The 21,762-nt window shown below is 33.9% G+C and carries 18 protein-coding genes; 8 read left to right on the top strand and 10 right to left on the bottom strand.

Translation table 11 applies throughout. From position 1 onward, the window contains the following. Window positions 1–17 precede the first annotated feature (17 nt). From hemB to hemA, 7 genes are read right to left on the bottom strand one after another with little or no spacing between them, the layout of a single operon-like run. A complete protein-coding gene (hemB, locus tag C1S72_RS07645; protein WP_104735026.1) occupies window positions 18–1,007 on the bottom strand; it encodes a porphobilinogen synthase in 990 nt (329 codons plus the stop codon). A gap of 2 nt (window positions 1,008–1,009) precedes the next feature. Next, entirely contained in the window at window positions 1,010–2,020 is a 1,011-nt protein-coding gene (locus C1S72_RS07640) for a DUF4421 domain-containing protein (RefSeq protein ID WP_104735025.1), read from the bottom strand. Then, window positions 2,011–2,913: an oxygen-dependent coproporphyrinogen oxidase gene (hemF, locus tag C1S72_RS07635; RefSeq protein ID WP_104735828.1), complete on the bottom strand. Its 903-nt coding sequence runs from the start codon at window positions 2,911–2,913 to the stop codon at window positions 2,011–2,013. The genes C1S72_RS07640 and hemF overlap by 10 nt, the downstream gene beginning before the upstream one ends. Next, window positions 2,903–3,442 (bottom strand): GNAT family N-acetyltransferase, encoded by a 540-nt coding sequence (locus tag C1S72_RS07630; RefSeq protein WP_104735024.1) that lies wholly within the window; start codon window positions 3,440–3,442, stop codon window positions 2,903–2,905. Before C1S72_RS07630 ends, hemF begins: the two co-directional genes overlap by 11 nt. Window positions 3,443–3,445: 3 nt before the next feature. Continuing rightward, window positions 3,446–4,471: a uroporphyrinogen decarboxylase gene (gene hemE, locus C1S72_RS07625; protein ID WP_104735023.1), complete on the bottom strand. Its 1,026-nt coding sequence runs from the start codon at window positions 4,469–4,471 to the stop codon at window positions 3,446–3,448. A 34-nt stretch (window positions 4,472–4,505) separates the two neighbouring features. Then, window positions 4,506–6,083: a hydroxymethylbilane synthase gene (gene hemC, locus C1S72_RS07620; RefSeq protein ID WP_104735022.1), complete on the bottom strand. Its 1,578-nt coding sequence runs from the start codon at window positions 6,081–6,083 to the stop codon at window positions 4,506–4,508. Further along, a complete protein-coding gene (gene hemA / locus C1S72_RS07615; protein ID WP_104735021.1) occupies window positions 6,076–7,338 on the bottom strand; it encodes a glutamyl-tRNA reductase in 1,263 nt (420 codons plus the stop codon). Before hemA ends, hemC begins: the two co-directional genes overlap by 8 nt. Before the next feature lie 193 nt (window positions 7,339–7,531). Between hemA and C1S72_RS07610 the strand changes: the two genes are divergently transcribed. Genes C1S72_RS07610 through C1S72_RS07580 form a run of 7 tightly spaced genes read left to right on the top strand, consistent with a single transcriptional unit; the run spans window position 7,532 to window position 16,880 of the window. Then, window positions 7,532–8,428, top strand: a complete 897-nt coding sequence (locus tag C1S72_RS07610) for an AraC family transcriptional regulator (protein ID WP_104735020.1) — start codon at window positions 7,532–7,534, stop codon at window positions 8,426–8,428. A gap of 20 nt (window positions 8,429–8,448) precedes the next feature. Continuing rightward, entirely contained in the window at window positions 8,449–9,486 is a 1,038-nt protein-coding gene (gene hemH, locus C1S72_RS07605) for a ferrochelatase (RefSeq protein WP_104735019.1), read from the top strand. Continuing rightward, window positions 9,483–10,835: an MATE family efflux transporter gene (locus C1S72_RS07600; RefSeq protein WP_104735018.1), complete on the top strand. Its 1,353-nt coding sequence runs from the start codon at window positions 9,483–9,485 to the stop codon at window positions 10,833–10,835. The genes hemH and C1S72_RS07600 overlap by 4 nt, the downstream gene beginning before the upstream one ends. A gap of 50 nt (window positions 10,836–10,885) precedes the next feature. Then, complete coding sequence (locus C1S72_RS07595) at window positions 10,886–13,987, top strand: WD40/YVTN/BNR-like repeat-containing protein (RefSeq protein ID WP_104735017.1); 3,102 nt, start codon at window positions 10,886–10,888, stop codon at window positions 13,985–13,987. Beyond that, window positions 13,987–14,535: a CopD family protein gene (locus tag C1S72_RS07590; RefSeq protein WP_104735016.1), complete on the top strand. Its 549-nt coding sequence runs from the start codon at window positions 13,987–13,989 to the stop codon at window positions 14,533–14,535. Before C1S72_RS07595 ends, C1S72_RS07590 begins: the two co-directional genes overlap by 1 nt. Window positions 14,536–14,582: 47 nt before the next feature. Next, window positions 14,583–16,040 carry a sensor histidine kinase gene (locus tag C1S72_RS07585; RefSeq protein WP_104735015.1) on the top strand — a complete coding sequence of 486 codons (1,458 nt, stop codon included), beginning with the start codon at window positions 14,583–14,585 and terminating at the stop codon, window positions 16,038–16,040. A gap of 57 nt (window positions 16,041–16,097) precedes the next feature. Then, window positions 16,098–16,880 carry an enoyl-CoA hydratase/isomerase family protein gene (locus C1S72_RS07580; protein WP_104735014.1) on the top strand — a complete coding sequence of 261 codons (783 nt, stop codon included), beginning with the start codon at window positions 16,098–16,100 and terminating at the stop codon, window positions 16,878–16,880. Window positions 16,881–17,029: 149 nt separating this feature from the next. On the opposite strand, the gene C1S72_RS07575 is transcribed toward C1S72_RS07580, so the two are convergent. Both C1S72_RS07575 and C1S72_RS07570 read right to left on the bottom strand, forming a co-directional pair. Further along, a complete protein-coding gene (locus C1S72_RS07575; RefSeq protein WP_104735013.1) occupies window positions 17,030–18,019 on the bottom strand; it encodes a DUF2971 domain-containing protein in 990 nt (329 codons plus the stop codon). After that, window positions 18,020–19,762 carry a DUF4209 domain-containing protein gene (locus C1S72_RS07570; protein WP_104735012.1) on the bottom strand — a complete coding sequence of 581 codons (1,743 nt, stop codon included), beginning with the start codon at window positions 19,760–19,762 and terminating at the stop codon, window positions 18,020–18,022. Window positions 19,763–19,996: 234 nt separating this feature from the next. On the opposite strand from C1S72_RS07570, the gene C1S72_RS07565 reads away from it, so the two are divergent. Further along, window positions 19,997–21,070 carry a PA0069 family radical SAM protein gene (locus C1S72_RS07565; protein ID WP_104735011.1) on the top strand — a complete coding sequence of 358 codons (1,074 nt, stop codon included), beginning with the start codon at window positions 19,997–19,999 and terminating at the stop codon, window positions 21,068–21,070. Between the two features lie 69 nt (window positions 21,071–21,139). Here C1S72_RS07565 and C1S72_RS07560 read toward each other — a convergent pair whose 3' ends face one another. Continuing rightward, the gene (locus C1S72_RS07560; protein ID WP_104735010.1) at window positions 21,140–21,739 is read right to left on the bottom strand and encodes a hypothetical protein; all 600 of its coding nucleotides are present in this window, start codon (window positions 21,737–21,739) and stop codon (window positions 21,140–21,142) included. Between the last annotated feature and the right edge of the window lie 23 nt (window positions 21,740–21,762).

The raw sequence follows: 21,762 nt of genomic DNA, 5'->3' as shown, positions 1-21,762 counted from the left end.
ATTAGTTTGAGGCTAATTTACGAAATCAATTTTACAATATCCTTGGCAAAATAAGAAGCAATTATGTCTGCCCCAGCGCGTTTAATTGCTGTTACTTGTTCCATCATTACGGCATCATGGTCTAACCAACCTTTTTCAGCTGCAGCCTTTAGCATAGCATACTCGCCAGACACTTGATAAACAGCCACAGGTACATCAACTTCGTTTTTAATTTCACGAACAATGTCTAAATAACATAATCCTGGTTTAACCATAACGATATCTGCTCCTTCATCGATATCCATTTCGGTTTCCCGAATGGCTTCGAATCGGTTTGCTGGATCCATTTGATAGGTTTTTTTATCCTTCGGAATATTAACCATATCAACAGGTGCTGAATCTAAAGCATCACGAAATGGCCCGTAAAATGCAGAAGCATATTTTGCTGAATAGCTCATAATTCCTGTATCAGTGAATCCCTCATCCTCCAAGGCTTCACGAATGGTCAAAATACGACCATCCATCATATCACTAGGCGCCACAAAATTCGCGCCAGCTTGAGCATGAGACACACTCATTTCAGCTAAAAAATCAACGGTAACATCATTAGCAATCATACCGTTTTCAATAATACCGTCATGACCATAAACGGAGTAAGGATCCAAAGCGACGTCAGTCATAACCAGCATATCAGGACATGCATTTTTGACCGTTTTTATAGCTCTTTGCATAAGACCATTTGGGTTTAAGGCCTCTTTCCCTTGGTTGTCTTTCAGATTGTCCGGAACTTTCACAAATAATAATACCGATTTCAGACCCATTTTCCAGAGTTCGTGTACTTCTTTTTCCAATAAATCTAGACTGTAGCGAAAGTAATTTGGCATAGAAGCGATTTCTTCTTTTACGCCTTTACCTTCAACCACAAACAATGGTACTAAAAAATCATTTGGTGTAATTATGGTTTCACGAACTAAACTTCTAATTGCTTCATTAGTTCTTAAACGTCTATTTCTTCTTAATGGGTACATGTTTATTTTTTTATTTTTTCAAGTTCGTTATTCAATTTGTTTTGCATGTTATCTGCAAAAGCAACCAGAGATTTAGGTGCTTTAAAGCGATACCCTACAAATATTTGAAAGTAAGGAATATTATCATTTACTCGGGTTGATCTGTCAGCATCGTGGTTTAATATAAGGTAGCTGTAATGAGTACCTAAATATAAGTTATCGATATCATAGGTTGCCGAAGCTCTAAAGTTCAATTCTGTTAATAATGTTGTTAATGAATCCTCACCTTCATATTTTGAATAATTCAATCCAATTCCAGCCGATACTCCTGCTGAAAGTAAGATGTTTTTTGTTGGAACAAGATTGTAATAATAGGAAGGCGCAAAAGCAATGTCGAAAGACTTGTAATCCTCATCAATAGGAGGGTTTACTAAATCCGTTCTAAAATTGAATTTGGAGTAGTAGTATATAATTCTTGGAATAAAACTACCGGTACTTTTAAGCTGCTTTTCGTCTTGAGAAGTTATTGCCCGAAATGAAAAATTCTCATTCCATATATATGAAGTCGCACCACCTATTTTAAAGTTTCTAGTTTTTGGCAAATAGACAGAAAAATTATCATCACTTAAATAGAATCCTTTTTCGTTGAAAAGGTCAAAGGTTTGCATAAAATGCTTTCCAAAAAATGTTCTGAAGTTAAGATTAAAAAGCTTTGAATCTGTATTGTCCTTGTTTTCAGCCAAAAAATTAGGCGCAAAAGAATAGGAGGCTGATATGCCTCGGAATGAAACAGAGGCGCCAATGCGATTTTGTTTATTGGGCTCAAGATTAAAAAAGGCATCGGAGTTTCGATCGTTAAGTTGAAGTGAATTAGATGTGTTTACATAGTAAGCCCGAGCTGTAATTCTATTGGGATAAGAGACCTTGTATTCGGTTTCTTCTTTGTATATAATATCTTCTTCGGTTTCTTGAGAAAAGCACAATAAGGGTATGGCAACTAACAGTAAACAGAGCAAACTATTTTTTAGACCCATGATTTAGGATGTTTTAAAACATCAAGAAGTTTTTCTTCCTCACTTCCCAATGCTGGTTTATGATTATAAATCCATTGTACATGTGGGGGCAAACTCATTAATATACTTTCAATGCGACCGTTGGTTTTTAAACCAAATAAGGTGCCTTTGTCGTGGACTAAATTAAATTCAACATAGCGACCACGACGAATTTCCTGCCAATCTCTCTGTTCTTTAGAAAAAGGTAAGTCTTTTCGTTTTTCAACTATTGGGACATAAGCATCTAAAAAACTATCGCCAACCTCTGTTACAAAGTTAAACCATTTTTCCATAGACATAGTATCGGTAGTCTTGCAATAATCAAAAAACAAACCACCAATGCCTCGCGCTTCATTTCGGTGCGAATTGTAAAAGTATTCATCGCACCTAGCTTTGTAGGTTTCGTAAAAATCTGGATTATGCTTATCACAAGCTGTTTTACAAACTTTGTGGAAATGCTTGGCATCTTCTTCAAATAAGTAATAAGGTGTTAAATCTTGTCCGCCGCCAAACCATTGGTCAACGATATCACCATTTTTATCATACATTTCAAAGTAACGCCAATTAGCATGCACTGTTGGCACCATTGGGTTTTTGGGATGTAAAACCAGACTCAAGCCACAGGCAAAAAAATCAGCTTCAGAAACACCAAAATGCTTACGCATGGTATCAGGCAAATCACCATGGACTGCCGAAATATTCACACCGCCTTTTTCAAAAACATTCCCGTTTTCAATAACGCGTGTTCTTCCGCCTCCACCTTCAGGGCGTTTCCAAATATCTTCATGAAATTCAACCTTGCCGTCAACTTCTTCTAATTTAGAAGTAATAGTATCTTGTAAAGTTTGTATGTATTGATAGAACTTATTTTTCATTGTATAATTCATATAACTCCATATCAAGAGTGTCTTCACCTGGAGGCGTGTATTCTTTTAATAAAGTTTCTTTCCAAGTGAAATTATTATTGGTTGCAACTTTGATACTAGAGATATTGCTTTCATGTACTATAATACGAAGTGTTTTGAGTCCTAAAGTTTTAAATGCATACTCGGAAAGCAGTCTAACAGTTTTAGTCGTTAGTCCTTTTTCTTCAAACTGATAACCAATACAGTAAGCAAATTCTCCTTGTTTTATTTCCCAATCAAGTTCTTTTAAATAAATTATTCCTACTAATTTATGAGATCCCTTTTCTTTTAGAAGGTACACGAACTCTTCATTGATTAAAAATTGCTTCACTTTTTTTGCAACAAATGATTTTGCAAGAGTAGGTGTTAAATTTTGAGAAAGTGTTTGTGGAAAAAAGCGTTTTAGACGATCTTCATTAGCAACAACAAAGTCACAAATAGGCCAAGCATCATTTTCTTGAATACCATCAATACAATATGAACCAAAACTAGCAATCAATATTTAAGCTTTATATTCTTTAACGGCATCAATAAGGGCTTTGGCATGGTCTAACGGAATATTAGGTAGAATACCATGACCCAAGTTTACAATGTATTTGTCCTTTCCAAAATCATTAATCATTTGGGTAACCATTTTCTTAATTTCAGAAGGAGGAGAAAATAATCGTGTAGGATCAAAATTACCTTGAAGTGTAATGTTACCTCCAGTTAAATAGCGTGCATTTCTTGCAGAACACGTCCAATCAACTCCTAGTGCAGAAGCTCCAGATTTAGACATTTCATTCAAAGCAAACCAACAGCCTTTTCCAAAAGCGATAACAGGCGCATCATCTTTTAAAGCATTAATTATTTGTTGAATATACTGCCAAGAGAATTCTTGATAATCAACAGGTGATAACATGCCTCCCCAAGAATCAAATACTTGAACGGCATTGCAACCTGCCTTTACTTTTTCTTTTAAATAGGCTATAGTTGTATCCGTTATTTTTTGAAGTAATTGATGTGCTGCAATTGGATTGGTAAAGCAAAACTCCTTGGCTTTATCGAAGTTTTTACTGCCTTGACCTTGTACACAGTAGCATAAAATAGTCCAAGGTGAACCCGCAAATCCAATTAATGGAATTTCGTTGTTCAATTTTTCTTTTGTAGCCTTTATGGCTTGATATACATAATCTAATGCAACAGTAACATCTGGAACAATGACTTTATCGACATCTTTTTGAGTACGAACTGGATTGGGTAAATACGGACCAAAATTAGGTTTCATTTGAACCTCGATATTCATAGCTTGTGGAATGACTAATATGTCACTAAACAGAATAGCAGCATCCATACCATATCTTCGTATAGGTTGAACGGTTATTTCACTCGCCAACTCTGGTGTTTGACAGCGTGTAAAGAAATCGTATTTGGCTTTAATTTCCATAAACTCAGGCAGATAACGACCAGCTTGACGCATCATCCAAACAGGAGGCCTATCGACTGTTTCTCCTTTTAAAGCCCTTAAAAATAAATCGTTTTTTATCATTTTCTCTGTCAATCCTGCGAAAGCAGGAATTTTTTTAAATATAATGTTCGTTAACTAATTCTATTACACTTTCAACGGTTGGAACTTTTGCTATCCTAATATCTTTGAAGTGTTTTTTTGCTTCTTTTGCAGTCGTTTCACCAATACAAAAAGCTATTAATTCGGCATTATTTTCTTGTCTGTAGCTTTGTACAGTAGATGGGCTGTAAAACATAACACCTTCAGTAGAATCAGGAATTTTTACCGCATCAAGTTTAGTTTGGTAAGCCTCAATCTCATTTACCGAAATATTGTTTTCTTCTAAAATAGAAGGTAAAGCATCCAAACGAATGTCGCTACAGAAATAGGTTACTTCAGTTCCTTCAATATACTCTACTAAATATTCAGCTAATTTTTGAGCATTTTTTTCTGCATGTTTAACAGGTCCTATGCGTTTTTCAACAAGCCTTTTGGTGCGTCTGCCTACACAGTAAATATTTTGAAATTGTAATTCAACTGCCGAAAAATTATGTAATAAAGCTTCCACAGCATTTTTGCTTGTTATAATAACGTTTTGAATAGGCTTTCTAACTACTAGAGGTTTGATTCTGTTTAAGCTAATTTTCACAAAATCAGAACTTTCAACACCTATATTTTCATTAAATAATTGTAACTGATCTTCGGTAAGTGATTTGGTAGAATACACTTTGGTTCCAACCGAAGTACGTTTAATGGTATCCATTAATCGCTTTCCGCCACGCTCAATAATATAGTTGGCACAGAAATTAGCTAAATCGTGATGATGTCCAAGTTTTTCGGTGCGTTTAACTTCAATTTTTTTACTACCATCAGTACTTAATAGCACACCTTCAAAAGTTATTTCTTCATCTTTAATAAATGCTAAAGCACCTATTGGAGCGGTGCAACCACCTTCTAATTTATTTAAAAACTTACGTTCAATACTTGTACAAATCTCCGTTTCTTCGTGATTTAATTCTGCACAAATTGCTCGTGTTTCTTCATCTTCTTCTAGCGCAGTTATCATTATGGCACCTTGAGCTGGCGCAGGAATCATCCAATTTAAGTTAATAGCATTTTCTGGTCTTAACCCAATACGACCAATTCCAGCAGCAGCAAAAATTGCAGCATTCCAGTGTTCGTTATCTTCTAATTTTTGTAATCTAGAATTAACATTACCTCTTAAATTTTCAACTTTATGTGTAGGATATCTATTAAGCCATTGTGCACGTCTGCGTAAACTGCCTGTTGCAATAACGGCATCTTTGGCACCAAGAAATTCTTCATTATCTTTAAAAACAAGTGTGTCTCTAACATTACCGCGTTTTAATACCGCAGCTTGAACAATACCATTAGGTAAAACGGTTGGCACATCTTTTAGAGAATGCACTGCAATATCAATATCATGATTTAGCATGGCAATATCAAGCGTTTTTGTAAATATGCCTGTAATGCCCAATTCGTAAAGAGGTTTGTTTAAAACAATATCTCCTGTTGATTTTACAGGAACGAGTTCTGTTTTATGTCCTAATTGTTCTAGTAAACTTTTAACAATATTGGCTTGGTATAAGGCAAGCTCGCTATCGCGAGTGCCTATTCGGATTGTTTTAGACATGATGGGTAGTTTCTTCTAATTGAAACACTTTTTTAATAAGCTCTAAACTATCGTTTGTAGAAATAGCATCATCTTTTAAATGGTGAGCAAAATGATTGGTTATTTTTTGGATGATATTATTACTAATAATTTCAGCTTGTTCCTCGTTAAAGTCAGATAATTTTTTACGTTGTGATTCGAGTTCCGCAATTTTAAAATCTTGAAGCTTATTTTTTAACGCTTTAATAGTAGGTGCAAATTTACGTGTTTCTAACCAAGCATTAAATTCTGACTCTACTTCATTTATGATATTTTCTGCCAGCGGAATATCTTGTTTGCGTTTTTCTAAGGTATCGTCAGTAATTTGTGACAGATAATCTAAATGAATAAGATTTACGGCTTGTAAATCGGTTACATTTTTATTTACGTTTTTTGGTATTGATAAATCCAATATCAATAACTCCTTATTATTTTGAATAATTTGTTTATCAACGGTTGGATGTTGTGCTCCTGTTGCAACAATTAAAATATCGCTTGCATTTATTTCTTCTTGCAAATTGGCGTAGTCTTTAACCGTTAAGTTAAACTTTCCGGCAATGGCTTCTGCTTTTGTTTTCGTGCGATTTATAAGAGTAATATGAGGATTCTTGGTATGTTTAATTAAATTTTCACAGGTATTTCTGCCTATTTTGCCTGTCCCAAATAATAAAATATTTTTTGTTGAAATATCTTTTACGGTGTTTAAGATATATTGAACAGAAGCAAAAGACACAGATGTGGCTCCAGTAGAAATATTTGTTTCGGTTTTAATACGTTTACTCGCTTGAATGACGGCATTAATAAGGCGTTCAAGAAAGGCGTTTAATAAGCCTAATTTTTTTGACGCAATTGCCGATTGTTTTAGTTGACCAATAATTTCGAAGTCACCCAGAATCTGACTATCTAACCCAGAACCTACACGAAATAAATGCGAAATGGCTTCTCCGTTCTTGTAAACGAAAGCTACTTTCTGAAATTCCTCAACTGTACCAATAGTATTATCACAGAGTAATTTTATAAGTTGAAAAGGATGCTGTGCAAAACCGTAGATTTCAGTTCTGTTACACGTTGAAGTAACAATTAAGCTTTCTACCCCTTCATTTTTAGCTTGTTCAAGCAATTTGGATTTAGCATTATTGTCTAAACTAAAATGACCACGAACTTCTGCATCGGCTTTTTTATAACTTAAACCAATGGCGTAAAATGTACTGCCTTTAGAAATATTGAAATGCTCCATTACCTGATTTGGATATTACTACGCAAAAATAGAATGGATATATGTATAAAAATAACGCCGAAAGAACTTTTAGTGTCGCTGGTAGTTTTTTAAACTTTATTAACAACTTAATATGATAAATGTCATATTTTTGCAGTAATAACAATGCTTTAATACAATATAGTTTAGAATTATTCTAAATAAGCAATTTAACATGCAAGAAAATAATCAACTAAAAAGTATCGCTAAAGGAACTTTTGAAGAGTCTTCTATAGACGATGGCTTCATCGTTTTAACGTTTCAAAACAATTCAAGTGAAGTTAAAACAGTTGAACGTGAGATAGATAGCAGTTATATTCAATTTCATTTTTGTGTCAAGGGCTCTAGTGCTTTTCAGTTCAACAATGGAACGTATACGCTAAATATTCAAGAGGAAACATCCTTGTTATTATATAATCCGGAGCGTGATTTACCAATACACATGGATGTAAACCCGAATTCTTGGTTGGTATCCATTTTAATTTCCATAAAAAAGTTTCATCGGCTTTTTTCTCAAGAAGCAGACTATATTACGTTTTTAAGTGAAGACAATCGCCATAAAAAATATTACAAAGATGGAAGCATTACACCGTCCATGGCAATTGTTCTTAATCAATTGGTGAATTATAATTTAAATCAATCTATTAAGAATCTGTATTTTAAAGGAAAAGCTTACGAGTTGTTAAGCTTATACTTTAATAGAAGTGAAGATGCAAACATTGAGCAATGTCCTTTTCTTGCTGATGAAACAAATGTTATAAAAATCAGAAAAGCAAAAGACATCATCATTTCAAGGATGGCAGAACCACCGACCCTTCAAGAGTTAGCTGATGAAATTCAGTTAAGTCTTAAAAAATTGAAAGAAGGGTTCAAGGAAATTTATGGCGACTCTGTATTCAGTTTTTTATTTGATTATAAAATGGAAGTAGCCAGAAAGTTATTGGAATCAGGCGAGCATAATGTTAATGAAGTAGGGTTACGCGTGGGTTATAGTACGGCAAGCCATTTTATTGCGGCATTTAAAAAGAAATACGGAACAACACCAAAAAAATATGTAATGTCTTTGAGTTAATTTTAAGACTTAAAATTGATATGAAAAAAGGAATATTATTAGTAAATCTAGGATCTCCAGATAGTCCCAATCCGAAAGACGTTAAAAAGTATTTAGGTGAGTTCCTTATGGATGAGCGTGTGATTGATGTGCCGCTTTGGGCAAGAAATCTGTTAGTAAAAGGAATCATTTTAAACACCAGACCAAAAGCATCGGCTGCCGCTTATCAGAAAATTTGGTGGGAGGAAGGGTCCCCATTAATTGTACTATCTGAACGTTTAAAAGATAAGGTTCAGAACAAAGTTGATTTTCCAGTTGCCTTGGCTATGCGCTATGGCAGTATGACCATAAAGAATGGCTTACAAGAATTAGTTGATAAAGGCGTTGATGAGGTTTTTTTAATACCATTATATCCACAATTCGCTATGGCAACAACCGAAACAATTTTGGTATTAGCCGAAGAGGTTAGAAAGCAATATTTTCCGAATATTAAAATTTCAGATTTACCAGCTTTTTATAATAAACCTGAATATATTGAGGTGCTTTCAAATTCTATAAAACGTCATTTAGAAGGAAAAGATTTTGATCACCTATTGTTTTCCTATCATGGTGTTCCAGAGCGACATATTCGAAAAAGTGATATTACAAAGTCACATTGCAAGATAGATGGAAGCTGTTGTAAAACACCATCAAGTGCTCATGAGTTTTGTTATAGGCATCAATGTTTTGAGGTAACCCGATTAGTGGCTGAAAAATTAAATCTCGAGGATGGAACCTATTCAACAAGTTTTCAATCCCGATTAGGTTTTGACCCATGGTTACAACCTTATACTGATCGTACAATTGAACGATTAGGAAAAGACGGTATAAAAAACATGGCTATTGTAACACCAGCCTTTGTTAGTGATTGCCTGGAAACTTTAGAAGAAATTGCCATGGAAGGACAAGAAATATTTCATGAAATAGGTGGGAATGAGTTTACAACCGTACCATGCTTAAATGATGATGACGCTTGGGTTCGTGTTCTAGCTGATTGGATAAACGAATGGGCTATTACTGAAACGGCATTATCTGAATGAAAAAATCTACATCAGTTGATTTAGGAACACAGCCTATAGGTAAATTACTAATCAAACAGGCCGTACCAGCTTCTATTGGAATATTGGTGATGTCGCTAAATATTTTAGTTGATACCATATTCGTCGGAAATTGGATCGGTTCAACTGCTATTGCTGCTATAAATGTGGTGTTACCAGTTTCCTTTTTTATTGCTGCGTTAGGTATGAGTATTGGTATTGGAGGTTCCTCAATTATATCGCGAGCATTAGGAGCTAATAATTCTAACAAAGCCTTAAAAACATTTGGCAATCAATTAACCTTAACACTCTTGTTAACGGTTACGATGATAGCTTTTGGGTTATATTATGTGGATGATATTATACCTGCTTTTGGAGGAAAAGGCAACATTTTCGAACCTGCAAAAATTTATTATACAATAGTATTGTATGGTGTGCCATTTTTAGCTTTATGCATGATGGGTAATACGGTTATTAGAGCAGAAGGCAAACCAAAGTTCGCTATGTACGCAATGATGATTCCATCTGTTGGCAACCTGCTTTTAGATTATTTATTTATAAATGTTTTAGACTACGGAATGGTTGGAGCAGCCTGGGCAACTACTGGATCGTATTTGTTATGCTTTGCCTTTATTTTATGGTTTTTCCTTTCTGAAAATTCAGAGTTAAAAATAAAATGGCATCACTTTGGACTGAATCTTCCTATTATTAAAGAAATAGGCTCTCTTGGTTTTGTAACCTTGGCCAGACAAGCCGTAGTTAGTATTACTTACCTATTTATGAATAATATTCTATTTGAGTTGGGCGGTGAAACATCGGTAACAGCTTATGCCATAGTTGGGCGCATGCTCATGTTTGCATTATTTCCAGTTTATGGTATTACACAAGGGTTTTTACCTATTGCTGGCTATAATTTTGGTGCGCAACAATACGGCCGCGTTCGAGAAAGTATCAATACAGCTATAAAGTATGCAATAGCTTTAGCCACACTGGTTTTTATTTTATTAATGATATTTCCTGAAGAGATTACAAAATTATTTACATCAAATAAAGATGTAATTGCAGAAACCCCAAGTGCTATGCGTTGGGTATTTGCGGCTACACCAATTATTGCATTACAACTCATTGGTGCGGCTTATTTTCAAGCAGTTGGTAAAGCAACACCTGCACTTCTGCTCACATTAACACGACAAGGATTTTTCTTTATTCCACTCATTTTCATTTTGCCAATATTTTATGGCGAATTGGGTGTGTGGATGTCATTCCCAATCGCTGATGTTTTAGCAACTATTGTTACAGCTTACTTTTTAAATAGAGAAATAAAACGAAATCTAAAAATTGAAAAAGAATAGTTCTTAATAATCCTTATTTTTAGTCATCATTAACCAAAACCAAAAAAATTATGCGACTGTTATTATTTCTTATATGCATACTGTTATTACCAATTAATATTGCAGCTCAAACTTTTGAAGAGTCAAAATACGATGCTTTAGAATATCGTTTACTCGGTCCTTTTCGTGGTGGAAGAAGTGCAGCTGTAACAGGTGTCCCCAATAAACCCAACTTGTTTTATTTTGGGGCAACAGGTGGTGGAATATGGAAAACGACAGATGGTGGTCGTAAATGGAAAAACATATCAGATGGCTTTTTTGGTGGAAGTATAGGAGCTATTTCAGTTTCAAAAAGCGATCCAAATGTCTTGTATGCTGGAGGTGGAGAAAAAACAGTTCGTGGCAATGTTTCTTCAGGATATGGTATATGGAAAAGTGTTGATGCTGGAAAAACATGGGAACAGTCTGGACTAGAAAAATCAAGACATATTCCTCGAATCGCAATAGATCAAAGCAATCATAATGTGGTTTATGCAGCTGTTTTAGGAAACATCTATAAACCGACTTCTGAACGAGGTGTTTACAAAAGTGAAGATGGCGGAAAAACATGGCGGAAGACTTTGTTTGTAAATGAACATGCTGGTGTAGTTGACCTATTGGTCGACCCTACAAACCCTAGAATTTTATATGCTTCAACATGGCGCGTACAACGTACACCGTATAGTTTAAGTTCGGGAGGCGAAGGGTCTGCCCTTTGGAAAAGTACTGATAAAGGCGAAACTTGGAAAGAGATTTCTTTAAATAAAGGTTTTCCAACGGATACACTCGGTATTATAGGTGTAACTGTATCTCCAGTAAATAATCAGCGTGTTTGGGCTATGGTTGAAAACAAAGATAAAGGTGGATTATACCGAAGTGATGATGGTGGTGAAACTTGGAATCAAGTGAATAGTGAGCGTAAATTAAGACAACGCGCTTGGTATTATACCAGAGTTTATGCCGATACAAAAGATATAGATGTTGTTTACGTTTTAAATGTACGTTATCATAAAAGTACCGATGGCGGAAAGTCTTTCGACACCTATAATGCCCCACATGGTGATCATCATGATTTATGGATTGCTCCAGAAAACCCAGACCGCATGATAATTGGTGATGATGGTGGTGCACAAGTAACATATGATGGCGGCGAAACTTGGAGTACCTATCATAATCAGCCAACCTCACAGTTTTATCGTGTTACTACAGACAATCATTTTCCTTATCGTATTTATGCGGCACAGCAAGATAATTCTACAGTAAGAATTCCACATCGAACAGATGGTTGGTCTATAACCGAAGATGATTGGGAAAGTACAGCTGGAGGCGAATCGGCTCATATTGCTATAGATCCTGATGATAATGATATTGTATACGGTGGAAGTTATGGTGGATTTCTAACGCGTGTAAATCATAAAAAAGGAACCGTTAGAGCTATAAATGTTTGGCCAGATAATCCCATGGGTTATGGTGCTGAAGGCATGAAATATCGTTTTCAATGGAATTTTCCAATTATATTTTCAAGACATAATTCCGATAGATTATATACGTTTTCACAGTATGTTCATGTTACGGAAAACGAAGGCCAATCTTGGAAAATTATCAGCCCAGATTTAACCAGAAGTGATCCTGAAAAGATGAAATCGTCTGGAGGACCAATCACTCAAGATAACACAGGTGTGGAATATTATTGTACCATTTTCGCTGCTCAAGAATCACCTTTAAAAGAAGGTTTACTCTGGGTTGGTAGTGATGATGGTCTTATTCATATTACCAAAAATGGTGGCGAAACGTGGGAAAACATTACTCCTAAAGGCATGCCTGAATGGATGATGATTAACAGCATTGAACCTAGTGCCTTTGAAGAAGGTACGTGTTATGTAGCAGGAACTAAATATAAAACAGGAGATTTTCAACCGTATTTATACAAAACTACCGACTACGGAAAGTCGTGGACAAAAATCACTAATGGTATAAATCCAGAACATTTCACAAGAGTTGTGCGAGAGGATCCTAAACAAAAAGGCTTGTTATATGCAGGAACCGAAACAGGGATGTATATCTCGTTCGATGATGGTAAAAATTGGCAACCGTTTCAGTTAAATTTACCTGTTGTTCCTATAACCGATTTAGCCATTAAGGATAATAATTTAATTGTGGCCACACAAGGTAGAAGTCTTTGGATAATTGATGATTTAAGTGTTTTACATCAGCTTTATGGTTCAAGTACAAATAGTAATTTCTTATTCAAACCAAAAGATACCTACCGAATGGATGGTGCAGGACAATCTGGTAGTAAAACAGCCGGAACCAATCATCCAAAGGGTGTTATGACGTATTTTAATTTGAAAGATTATAAGGAAGATGATGCCGTGAGTTTAACCTATTTCGATCAGAAAGGTGATACCATTAAAACTTTTAGCACAATAAACAAAAAGGAAGACAAGTTAGGGGTTAAAAAAGGTATGAATCAGTTTAACTGGAATATGACATATGATGGAGCCGAAAAATTAGATGGTATGATTTTATGGTGGGCGAGTTTGAGTGGTCCGCAAGCTGTACCTGGAGAATATAAAGTGAGTCTTAATGTAAGAAACAATGTCACATCGAACGCAGTCGAGATGTCTCAACCATTCACAATTCTGGCAGACCCAAGATCTGAAAGCTCGTTAGAAGATATGAAAGCGCAATTCGATTTTATTACAGACGTAAATAAAACTATGGATGAGGCTCATAAAACCATAAAAAAGATTCGTAAAATAGATAAGCAATTATCAGCCTTTGAATCACAATACAAAGATGATGAGCGCGTTTCAGATTTAATTGAAAAGTCAAAAACACTTCGTGAACAGTTTTCAGAAATTGAAAAAGCATTGTATCAAACGAAAAATCAAAGTGCTCAAGACCCTTTGAATTTCCCAATTCGTTTAACTAACAAATTGGGCCATTTAAATGCCTTGGTTGGCATGGGAGATTTTGGACCAACAGATCAAGATATTGCTGTAAAAAATGAATTAACAGCAAAAATTGACAAACAATTACAAGCTTTTAATGTATTAGTTTCGGAAGAAATAAAAGCCTTTAACAAAGCATTCAATAATAAACAGTTAAACTATTTATTCCTCGAAGATTAATGGAGTATTACAATTATATTAAATCCTTACACCTCATTTTTGTCATTACATGGTTTGCAGGCTTGTTTTATATTCCTAGGCTATTTGTATATCAAATAGAAGCCTTTCATAAATCATCGCCTGACAAAGAAATTTTAGGGAATCAATTAAAGCTTATGGCCAAGCGTTTATGGAATATTATCACATGGCCATCGGCAATATTAGCAACCATATTTGCTATTTGGTTATTGGTTTTAATGCCGTCATGGTTGCAACAGCCTTGGATGCATGTTAAGTTGGGATTTGTGGTTTTATTGATTATTTACCATTTAAAAACACATCTGTTTTACAAACAATTACAACGCGATGATGTTCGCAAAACATCTAACTTCATGAGGCTTTGGAATGAAGGCGCCACCTTTATTCTGTTTGCAGTTGTATTTTTGGTTATTTTAAAAAGTGCTTTCAACTGGATTTTTGGAGTTATAGGAATTTTTGTTTTGGGCTTGCTAATTATGCTAGGGTTCAAAATCTATAAAAACATTCGCAGTAAAAACACTAATGCCTAAACCATTTGGCTTGATTATTGTTATATTTAGTGGACTTTACATAATAAATGAAATTAGCTAAACTTTCTTTAAGACTTCGCATATTCCTAGCCATGATACTCCTGGTTCTATTGGCGTCCATATTAATTGCTGGAGTTACCATTTATCAATACAACGAAGAAGCTCATGATTACCATCAAGACCGCTTAAATCGTAAGGAAGAAAATATAAAAGCTAGTGTTGAGTACACGATAAAGGAAACAACCTATCCAGTAATCAAAGAGAACGTACCACTAATCTTTAAAGATGAAATTTATGAAATTGCTACCATCCATAATATGGAAATCAATCTTTATGATCTAGAAGGTAGTTTACTTAAATCGTCCAAAGCCAGTTTTGCGGCCGATTCTATTCCGAAGTGTTTAGATGCTGATATATTAAACACCTTATCAAACACATTAGAAAAACGGTATATAAACAACACCATTGAAAACGGAGAAGGCTATTTATCGTCTTATTCAGTAATAACGGATCAAAAATTTAAACCGTTAGCCATACTTCATTTACACTATTTGGAAAATGATGATTTTCTCAATAAAGAACTAAATGAATTTTTAGAACGATTAGGTTACGCCTATATCATCATGCTACTGATTGCTATTGTCTTGGCTTATTTCTTGTCTAAATACATTACAAAATCACTAAAAACCATTAGTGATAAAATGAATGAAACACGATTGGAAAAACGGAATAAAAAAATTGATATAGATAAAACCAGTGAAGAGATTGCTACACTAGTTCAATCATACAATAGCATGATAGATGAGCTTGAAGAAAGTGCGGTAAAATTAGCAACTAGCGAGCGTGAGCAAGCTTGGCGAGAAATGGCAAAACAGGTAGCTCACGAAATTAAAAATCCGTTAACGCCTATGCGCTTAAGTGTTCAAAGTTTTCAACGTAAGTTCAATCCTGAAGACCCTGAAATCAATCACAAAGTAGATGAGTTCAGTAAAACCCTTATCCAGCAAATAGACACCATGAGCTCTATTGCTTCGGCTTTTTCAAATTTCGCTAAAATGCCAGCTCAACAAAATGAAACTTTAAATGTGGTAAAAATTGTCAAGTTGGCTTTAGATATTTTTAATGAAGATTACATTGTTTTTAAAGCTAGTGAAGATGAAATCGTTGCTAAATTTGATCGTACACAACTTATTCGTGTTGTAACCAATTTAGTAAAAAATGGTATTCAAGCTATACCCGAAAATAGCACAAGAACACCTGAAATTATTGTTGAGGTAACCAGTAGCGACAAAGTAGTTAATATTATAGTATCAGACAATGGTAAAGGTATTATTGAAGAAAACAAACCCAAAGTGTTTGAACCTAAATTCACAACCAAATCCAGCGGAATGGGATTAGGTTTAGCTATGGTAAAAAATATTGTGGAAACTTATAATGGAAATATTACCTTTACATCACAAGAAGGAATGGGTACCATTTTCAAGGTCACATTTCCTAAAGAATAACAAGTTATTACTGTTAATTTGAACTTGTTGAAGTCTATATTAAATAATCATACCAAAATGGCAAACGAAAACATCTTATCAAAAACAGAAAACGGAATTACTTACATAACCATCAATAGACCGAGTAAACTTAATGCACTAAACAAAGCAACCATTCAAGAGTTGCATGATGCTTTTGAGGAAGCTGATGCTGACAAAGAAACTAAAGTTATTATAGTAACGGGAAGTGGTGAAAAAGCTTTTGTTGCCGGTGCAGATATTTCTGAATTTGCCGATTTCGATGTTGAAAATGGTGGCAAACTAGCGGCAAAAGGACAAGAATTATTATTTGATTTTGTTGAGAATTTAGGCACGCCAGTAATTGCGGCTGTTAACGGATTTGCACTAGGTGGCGGACTAGAATTAGCGCTGGCTTGCCATTTCAGGTTGGCTAGTTTGAATGCTAAAATGGGTTTACCTGAAGTATCACTGGGTGTTATTCCAGGTTATGGCGGCACCCAGCGCTTGCCGCAATTGGTGGGTAAAGGTCGTGCTATGGAAATGGTTATGACTGCTGGTATGATTGAAGCCAATCAGGCTTTGGAATACGGATTAGTCAATCATGTAACCTCACAAGAAGAATTGATACCTCTTGCCGAAAAAATTGCAGGCAAAATTATGCGAAATTCTTCTGTTGCTATTAAAGGTGCCATTAAAGCGGTTAATGCTAATTATCAAGATGGTATTAATGGTTTTGACGTTGAAATTTCAGAGTTTGGTAATTGCTTTGGTACGGCTGATTTTAAAGAAGGAACTACGGCATTTTTAGAAAAACGTAAAGCCGATTTTCCTGGGGAATAAATTTAGGTTTCGTTAACGTGTTTGTGTATGGTCTCGTTGCGTATAGACTAAAACAGCAAAAAAGCAAGAACCCAATGTTCAGCAGCGAGGATTTTCCGAATAGGAAAATCAGACGCAATGAACTATACACGTTGTTGTGCATTGTGCTTTTATCCATATAAATTAAGTTCTAAATTTTCAATTTCATAACCTAATTTATAGTGCGTTATCTGGTTTAGTTTTCTCCAAAAAGGCGTGAATTCCTCATTTGAAATACCACAATTTTTGCCAAAGTATATGTTGGTAATTTTAATTTGAGGATTTTCTACAAAATAGGAAGTTTCAACATTCAATCTCCTGTCAAATTGAGGATTATCACTTTTTACGAATGGTGATTCATTGTCAACCCAAAGTTTAAGTCCAAAATAATTTGTTTCTCTTGGTCTACCTTTATCTAACCGAAATTCTGTGTTACAGAATTTTTCATAGGCTTCAGTATGGTTGAATGGAAAATAAGTAGATAACCTAATTTCTAACTCTTTAGAAAAATCAGGTTTTTTATGAAATGCAATTAATTTCCCCAAATCTATAAAAGTCTCTGCATGCGGATATTTTTTGTGAAATATTTTTAGGTCTTTTTCCATTTCTATAAAATTTTGAGGGATTTCATAGAACACTTCCGAAAGCATAAAATTATTCCATTTGTTAGGGTTATTTATTATTTCAAATTCTAGTGCTACACCTTGGTAATTATTTCCATACTCTTTCCAAAGGTCTTCATTTGCTAATTCTGATGCTTTACAAAACGATAAAGTGTATAGATAGTTCTTTGAATAATCTATTTGGTTATTTTCTATGTTTAGCTTTTCTGCTGCGTATGCAAACTCTTCAGAATCTGACGAGTTGTGTAGGTTATAAAGCCTTAATTCTCGATAATTTATTATTGACATTAAGTACTGTACAGAAGTCCAATGAATGAATTTTTTACTTCCATTGAAATAGTATTGACTTTCAGAAAATGCTTGGTTTTTTTTCGACAGTCGTGCATTAAATGACATTTCGCTGTAACCATTTCCCACTATCATGCGATTTGGAATATATTTATGAATAATTGACATAAATTCAGCGCTAACCATATCTAAATATTCTTCCCTCTTCATTTAATTTTTGAATTTATAATTACCAAGCTTTAAAAACGCACAAATCAATAGCCAAACTATCGAAGCTGAATAGTCATTCGGTTTGTAAAAACAATGTGCAATATTATTCCTTAAGTTCAATTTGTCTTTAGAAAACAAAAATTTAAAAAGAGCAATATCGTCTGGTGGAATTAAATTCGTTAGTTTTTCATTTTCTAATAACTTGTCAAACGATATTCGTTCTTGTGTTCCGTTTTCTTTTACTTCAATAGTCTGCGCTCCAATTTGTCTAGAAAAAGCTCTTAAAACTCCCTCGAACTTTAATGTCAATGAATCGATGCTCAATATATAACCTATGGGATTATTTTTATGTAACTTAAGGTCGATTTCTGACTGTTTGAAATAACTATCTAGTGATGGCAATATCAAATCAAGATATTTAAAAACCACTTTTTTGCCATCGGGATTTACAATTGTAAAATCATTACCATACCAAGTATAATTGGCTAAAAATTCTTTTAATGATTCAAAACTAATTTTACCGATTTTAGTTCCTTTTGAAAAGACAAGTAATAAATGCCTCAATGAAAAATTCTTTATATGAATGTAATATGGATTCAATCCACCAATGCTTGATTCACTGACATTTCTATTAAAATCAAAATTCATTGTACTCACCAAGTCCATTAAAGGTGAACTAAATTTTTCATCAAGTACTTTTGCTTTTGGAAAAATATACTCCGATAACATTAAATATTCGTAAATGTCTTTGCTTAAATGCTTTTCAACAAGTTCCGTTGTGAAATTATCTAACGTCTCATACCATTGCTGTAATTCATCACTGGTATGTTCAACTTTTACTTCTTTAAAATTTAGATTGTCTTTTTCTTTTTCAATTAGTACAGTAACTTCTTCGACTTTTTTTGTGTTTCCAGCTAACTGATATTGCTTTAATGCTTTTATGTAATAGTCATGAACGATGAAACTCTCTTTGTGTTTTTCCGATTCCATTAAATGAGTTTCGGCGAGTAAACTATGATAAGGTTTTACGTCATTACCAGTCTTTTTAGATAAAAGAATTAATAAAGACAAATACTCCTTTTTTAATTCAGGATAGCTGTCGTTTTTAATGACCTTATTAGAATAACTGTAAAATTTCAATAGAATATTCTTATCATTTTTTTTGCCTTGCTCACATATAAATTTCATTAGATGAAATTTATTGTACCCATTGATATTATTCAGATTTAAATTGGAAAGTAAAAATGAAATCGTTTCTTTCTTTTTGTAATTTATTCTTTGGGATAAAACAAATAAGTTTTCATAGATTGATTGAACTGTTCTATTCTCAATATTATTTTTCTCTTTAGAAATTACCAATTTCAGAAAAGTTAAATAGTTGATTATGGCTTCTTTACAGTACTTATTGTTTTTTAAGTGACTTTCCCAAAGTAAATGGTTGTATTTAGCTTTGTGTTTTGGGTTATTTGTATTTTCAGCTCTGTCAACAATGTATTTTAAGTCATCGTCGAATAAATCTATATCTGGATATTGTTTTCCATTCGCATAAGTCAATTCAGGTTTAAGCGTACCTTTTTCGAATCGAAAATCATTGTAATAGATTTCAAAAGAGCATTTCTTTTTCGACTTATTCTGTTTGTAGTTGTCTCGAAGTGTAATTAAGTATTTGTTTAAATTATAATCAAAAGACAAATTATGGTCATTTTCAATATAGTCGTAGTAGTCTCTTAATTTCTTAAACATTAATTTTCAAGTAGTTTTTCTGGCATTATGCACAACTTAATGATATGAATTCGTTTTAACATTTCGACAAGCTCAATACAGGTTCTTTTATATCAAGAGTTAACGAAGTTCGTCTTTTTAATTCATAAAGTCAAGTTTGTTAATAACCCAAAAAGCCTTTAACACTTTTAGACTAAAATATTAGTTAACTTTAAAGAGTCAGGTTTCTTACAATCGCTTTAATATTTTACTATAATGAATCCCAAGTCTATTATAAAAGGGCGTGGTGCCCAGCACAATGTATCCAACCGTTTTTTTGAATTAAGTCACGAACAGCGAGATGACTTCCTGGAATATTGTGCTAAAGAAGGAGAGGAAACTGATAAAAACAAAACGCTTTATTTGCCCGTTTTTCCAAAAACCATAGTCAATAAAGTTACCAGTCCAGATGTAGGTATGGGCTACTCTATGAATATGTATCAAGGTTGCGAACATGGCTGTGTATATTGTTATGCTAGAAACAGCCACGAATATTGGGGCTATAGTGCAGGATTAGATTTTGAACGCCGGATTTTGGTAAAAAAAGATGCTCCAAAATTATTGGAAGCCTTACTTAGAAAGAAATCATGGCAGGCTTATCCAATTGTTATGTCTGGTAATACCGATTGTTATCAACCTGCTGAAAAGCAGTTTCAAATCACAAGACAATGTTTAGAAGTGTTTTTAAAGTATAAACACCCAGTTGGCATTATCACTAAAAACGCACTCATACTTCGCGATTTAGATATTTTAAAAGCTCTAGCAAAAGATAATTTAGTCGGAGTTAATATATCCATTACTTCCTTGTCTGAAGATACTAGGCGCATTTTAGAACCACGAACAACAACTATAAAAAAACGACTAGAAACGGTGAAAACCTTATCAGAAAATGGTATTCCAGTAAACGTTATGTTGGCACCTATAATACCATCAATTAATAGTCATGAAGTTTTGCCTTTAGCTAAAGCAGTTTCTGAAGCTGGAGCATTATCCATTGCGCATACTATTGTACGATTGAATGGCGCCATTGGCGAAATTTTCACCGAATGGGTAAAAAAAGCATTGCCTGATAGAGCAGACAAAGTATTGCATCAAATAGAAAATTGCCATGGTGGCACACTTAACGATTCGCGATATGGTAAACGTATGCGAGGTGAGGGACACATAGCAAAACAGATTAACGATTTGATAAAATTAGCTAGACATAAATACTTAAAAGATAAAGCTATACCAAAGCTTAACACATCATTGCACGAACAATATAAATTTGGGCAATTAAAAATGTTTTAAAAACAAAACCCCTTCCATACAGGAAGAGGTTTTAGCCTAATACAAACTAACTTAAAGCTAATTAATAATTCAAAATAAATTTAGGGTTTCCTCAAACATGTAATTTTCACTAAACATAATAATTGTATACGTGCCCTTTTTCTTTTCAGAAAGTTTAAGTACCGTTTTTAAAGCAACTTCACCACTTAATGTTTCAGTGTAAATTAAATCAGATTCACCTAGTTCATTTTCATAGAAAAGTTTGATTTTTAAAGGTTGCTTATTTAAGGATAATTGGGAAATTAAAATTTTAGATCCTTTTAAACTTACATAAGGTTTAAAGAAGTTTGTAACATGATTATGGAATATAACTGAATTAGCATTAACGCTAAATGGTTTGGTACTAATTTCTAAATCCTTTACGAGTTCGAAAAAATATTTTCCTTGAGGTAGAAAGGTAAAATCAAATTTTCGAGAATAATAACCAGATTTGTTAATTTCTTCTTTGTAAATTATTTGATCATTAACATCTTTTAGCTGTAAGAGCGATCCTTTTTTAACATCGTTAAATGTAACATAAGATTCTTTAACTCTTAAGCCATTTTCTAATCCATTTTTTTCGGCACTAAAACCGAATAATACGGTAAATACTGTTGCGATGAACAGGTAGCTTTTTAATACGTTTTTCATGACATTGAATTTTTTGGGATTGT

Source organism: Hanstruepera ponticola, assembly GCF_002940745.1.
Lineage (GTDB): Bacteria > Bacteroidota > Bacteroidia > Flavobacteriales > Flavobacteriaceae > Hanstruepera > Hanstruepera ponticola.
Note: the sequence above shows the minus strand (reverse complement) of the source record. Positions and strands in the feature narration are given on the sequence as shown.

Bases quoted from the DNA above. Each gene is read 5' to 3' on its own strand.
- hemB (WP_104735026.1), bottom strand. From the start codon at position 1,007: ATGTACCCATTAAGAAGAAATAGACGTTTAAGAACTAATGAAGCAATT.
- C1S72_RS07640 (WP_104735025.1), bottom strand. From the start codon at position 2,020: ATGGGTCTAAAAAATAGTTTGCTCTGTTTACTGTTAGTTGCCATACCC.
- hemF (WP_104735828.1), bottom strand. From the start codon at position 2,913: ATGAAAAATAAGTTCTATCAATACATACAAACTTTACAAGATACTATT.
- hemE (WP_104735023.1), bottom strand. From the start codon at position 4,471: ATGATAAAAAACGATTTATTTTTAAGGGCTTTAAAAGGAGAAACAGTC.
- hemC (WP_104735022.1), bottom strand. From the start codon at position 6,083: ATGTCTAAAACAATCCGAATAGGCACTCGCGATAGCGAGCTTGCCTTA.
- hemA (WP_104735021.1), bottom strand. From the start codon at position 7,338: ATGGAGCATTTCAATATTTCTAAAGGCAGTACATTTTACGCCATTGGT.
- C1S72_RS07610 (WP_104735020.1), top strand. From the start codon at position 7,532: ATGCAAGAAAATAATCAACTAAAAAGTATCGCTAAAGGAACTTTTGAA.
- hemH (WP_104735019.1), top strand. From the start codon at position 8,449: ATGAAAAAAGGAATATTATTAGTAAATCTAGGATCTCCAGATAGTCCC.
- C1S72_RS07600 (WP_104735018.1), top strand. From the start codon at position 9,483: ATGAAAAAATCTACATCAGTTGATTTAGGAACACAGCCTATAGGTAAA.
- C1S72_RS07595 (WP_104735017.1), top strand. From the start codon at position 10,886: ATGCGACTGTTATTATTTCTTATATGCATACTGTTATTACCAATTAAT.
- C1S72_RS07590 (WP_104735016.1), top strand. From the start codon at position 13,987: ATGGAGTATTACAATTATATTAAATCCTTACACCTCATTTTTGTCATT.
- C1S72_RS07585 (WP_104735015.1), top strand. From the start codon at position 14,583: ATGAAATTAGCTAAACTTTCTTTAAGACTTCGCATATTCCTAGCCATG.
- C1S72_RS07580 (WP_104735014.1), top strand. From the start codon at position 16,098: ATGGCAAACGAAAACATCTTATCAAAAACAGAAAACGGAATTACTTAC.
- C1S72_RS07575 (WP_104735013.1), bottom strand. From the start codon at position 18,019: ATGAAGAGGGAAGAATATTTAGATATGGTTAGCGCTGAATTTATGTCA.
- C1S72_RS07570 (WP_104735012.1), bottom strand. From the start codon at position 19,762: ATGTTTAAGAAATTAAGAGACTACTACGACTATATTGAAAATGACCAT.
- C1S72_RS07565 (WP_104735011.1), top strand. From the start codon at position 19,997: ATGAATCCCAAGTCTATTATAAAAGGGCGTGGTGCCCAGCACAATGTA.
- C1S72_RS07560 (WP_104735010.1), bottom strand. From the start codon at position 21,739: ATGAAAAACGTATTAAAAAGCTACCTGTTCATCGCAACAGTATTTACC.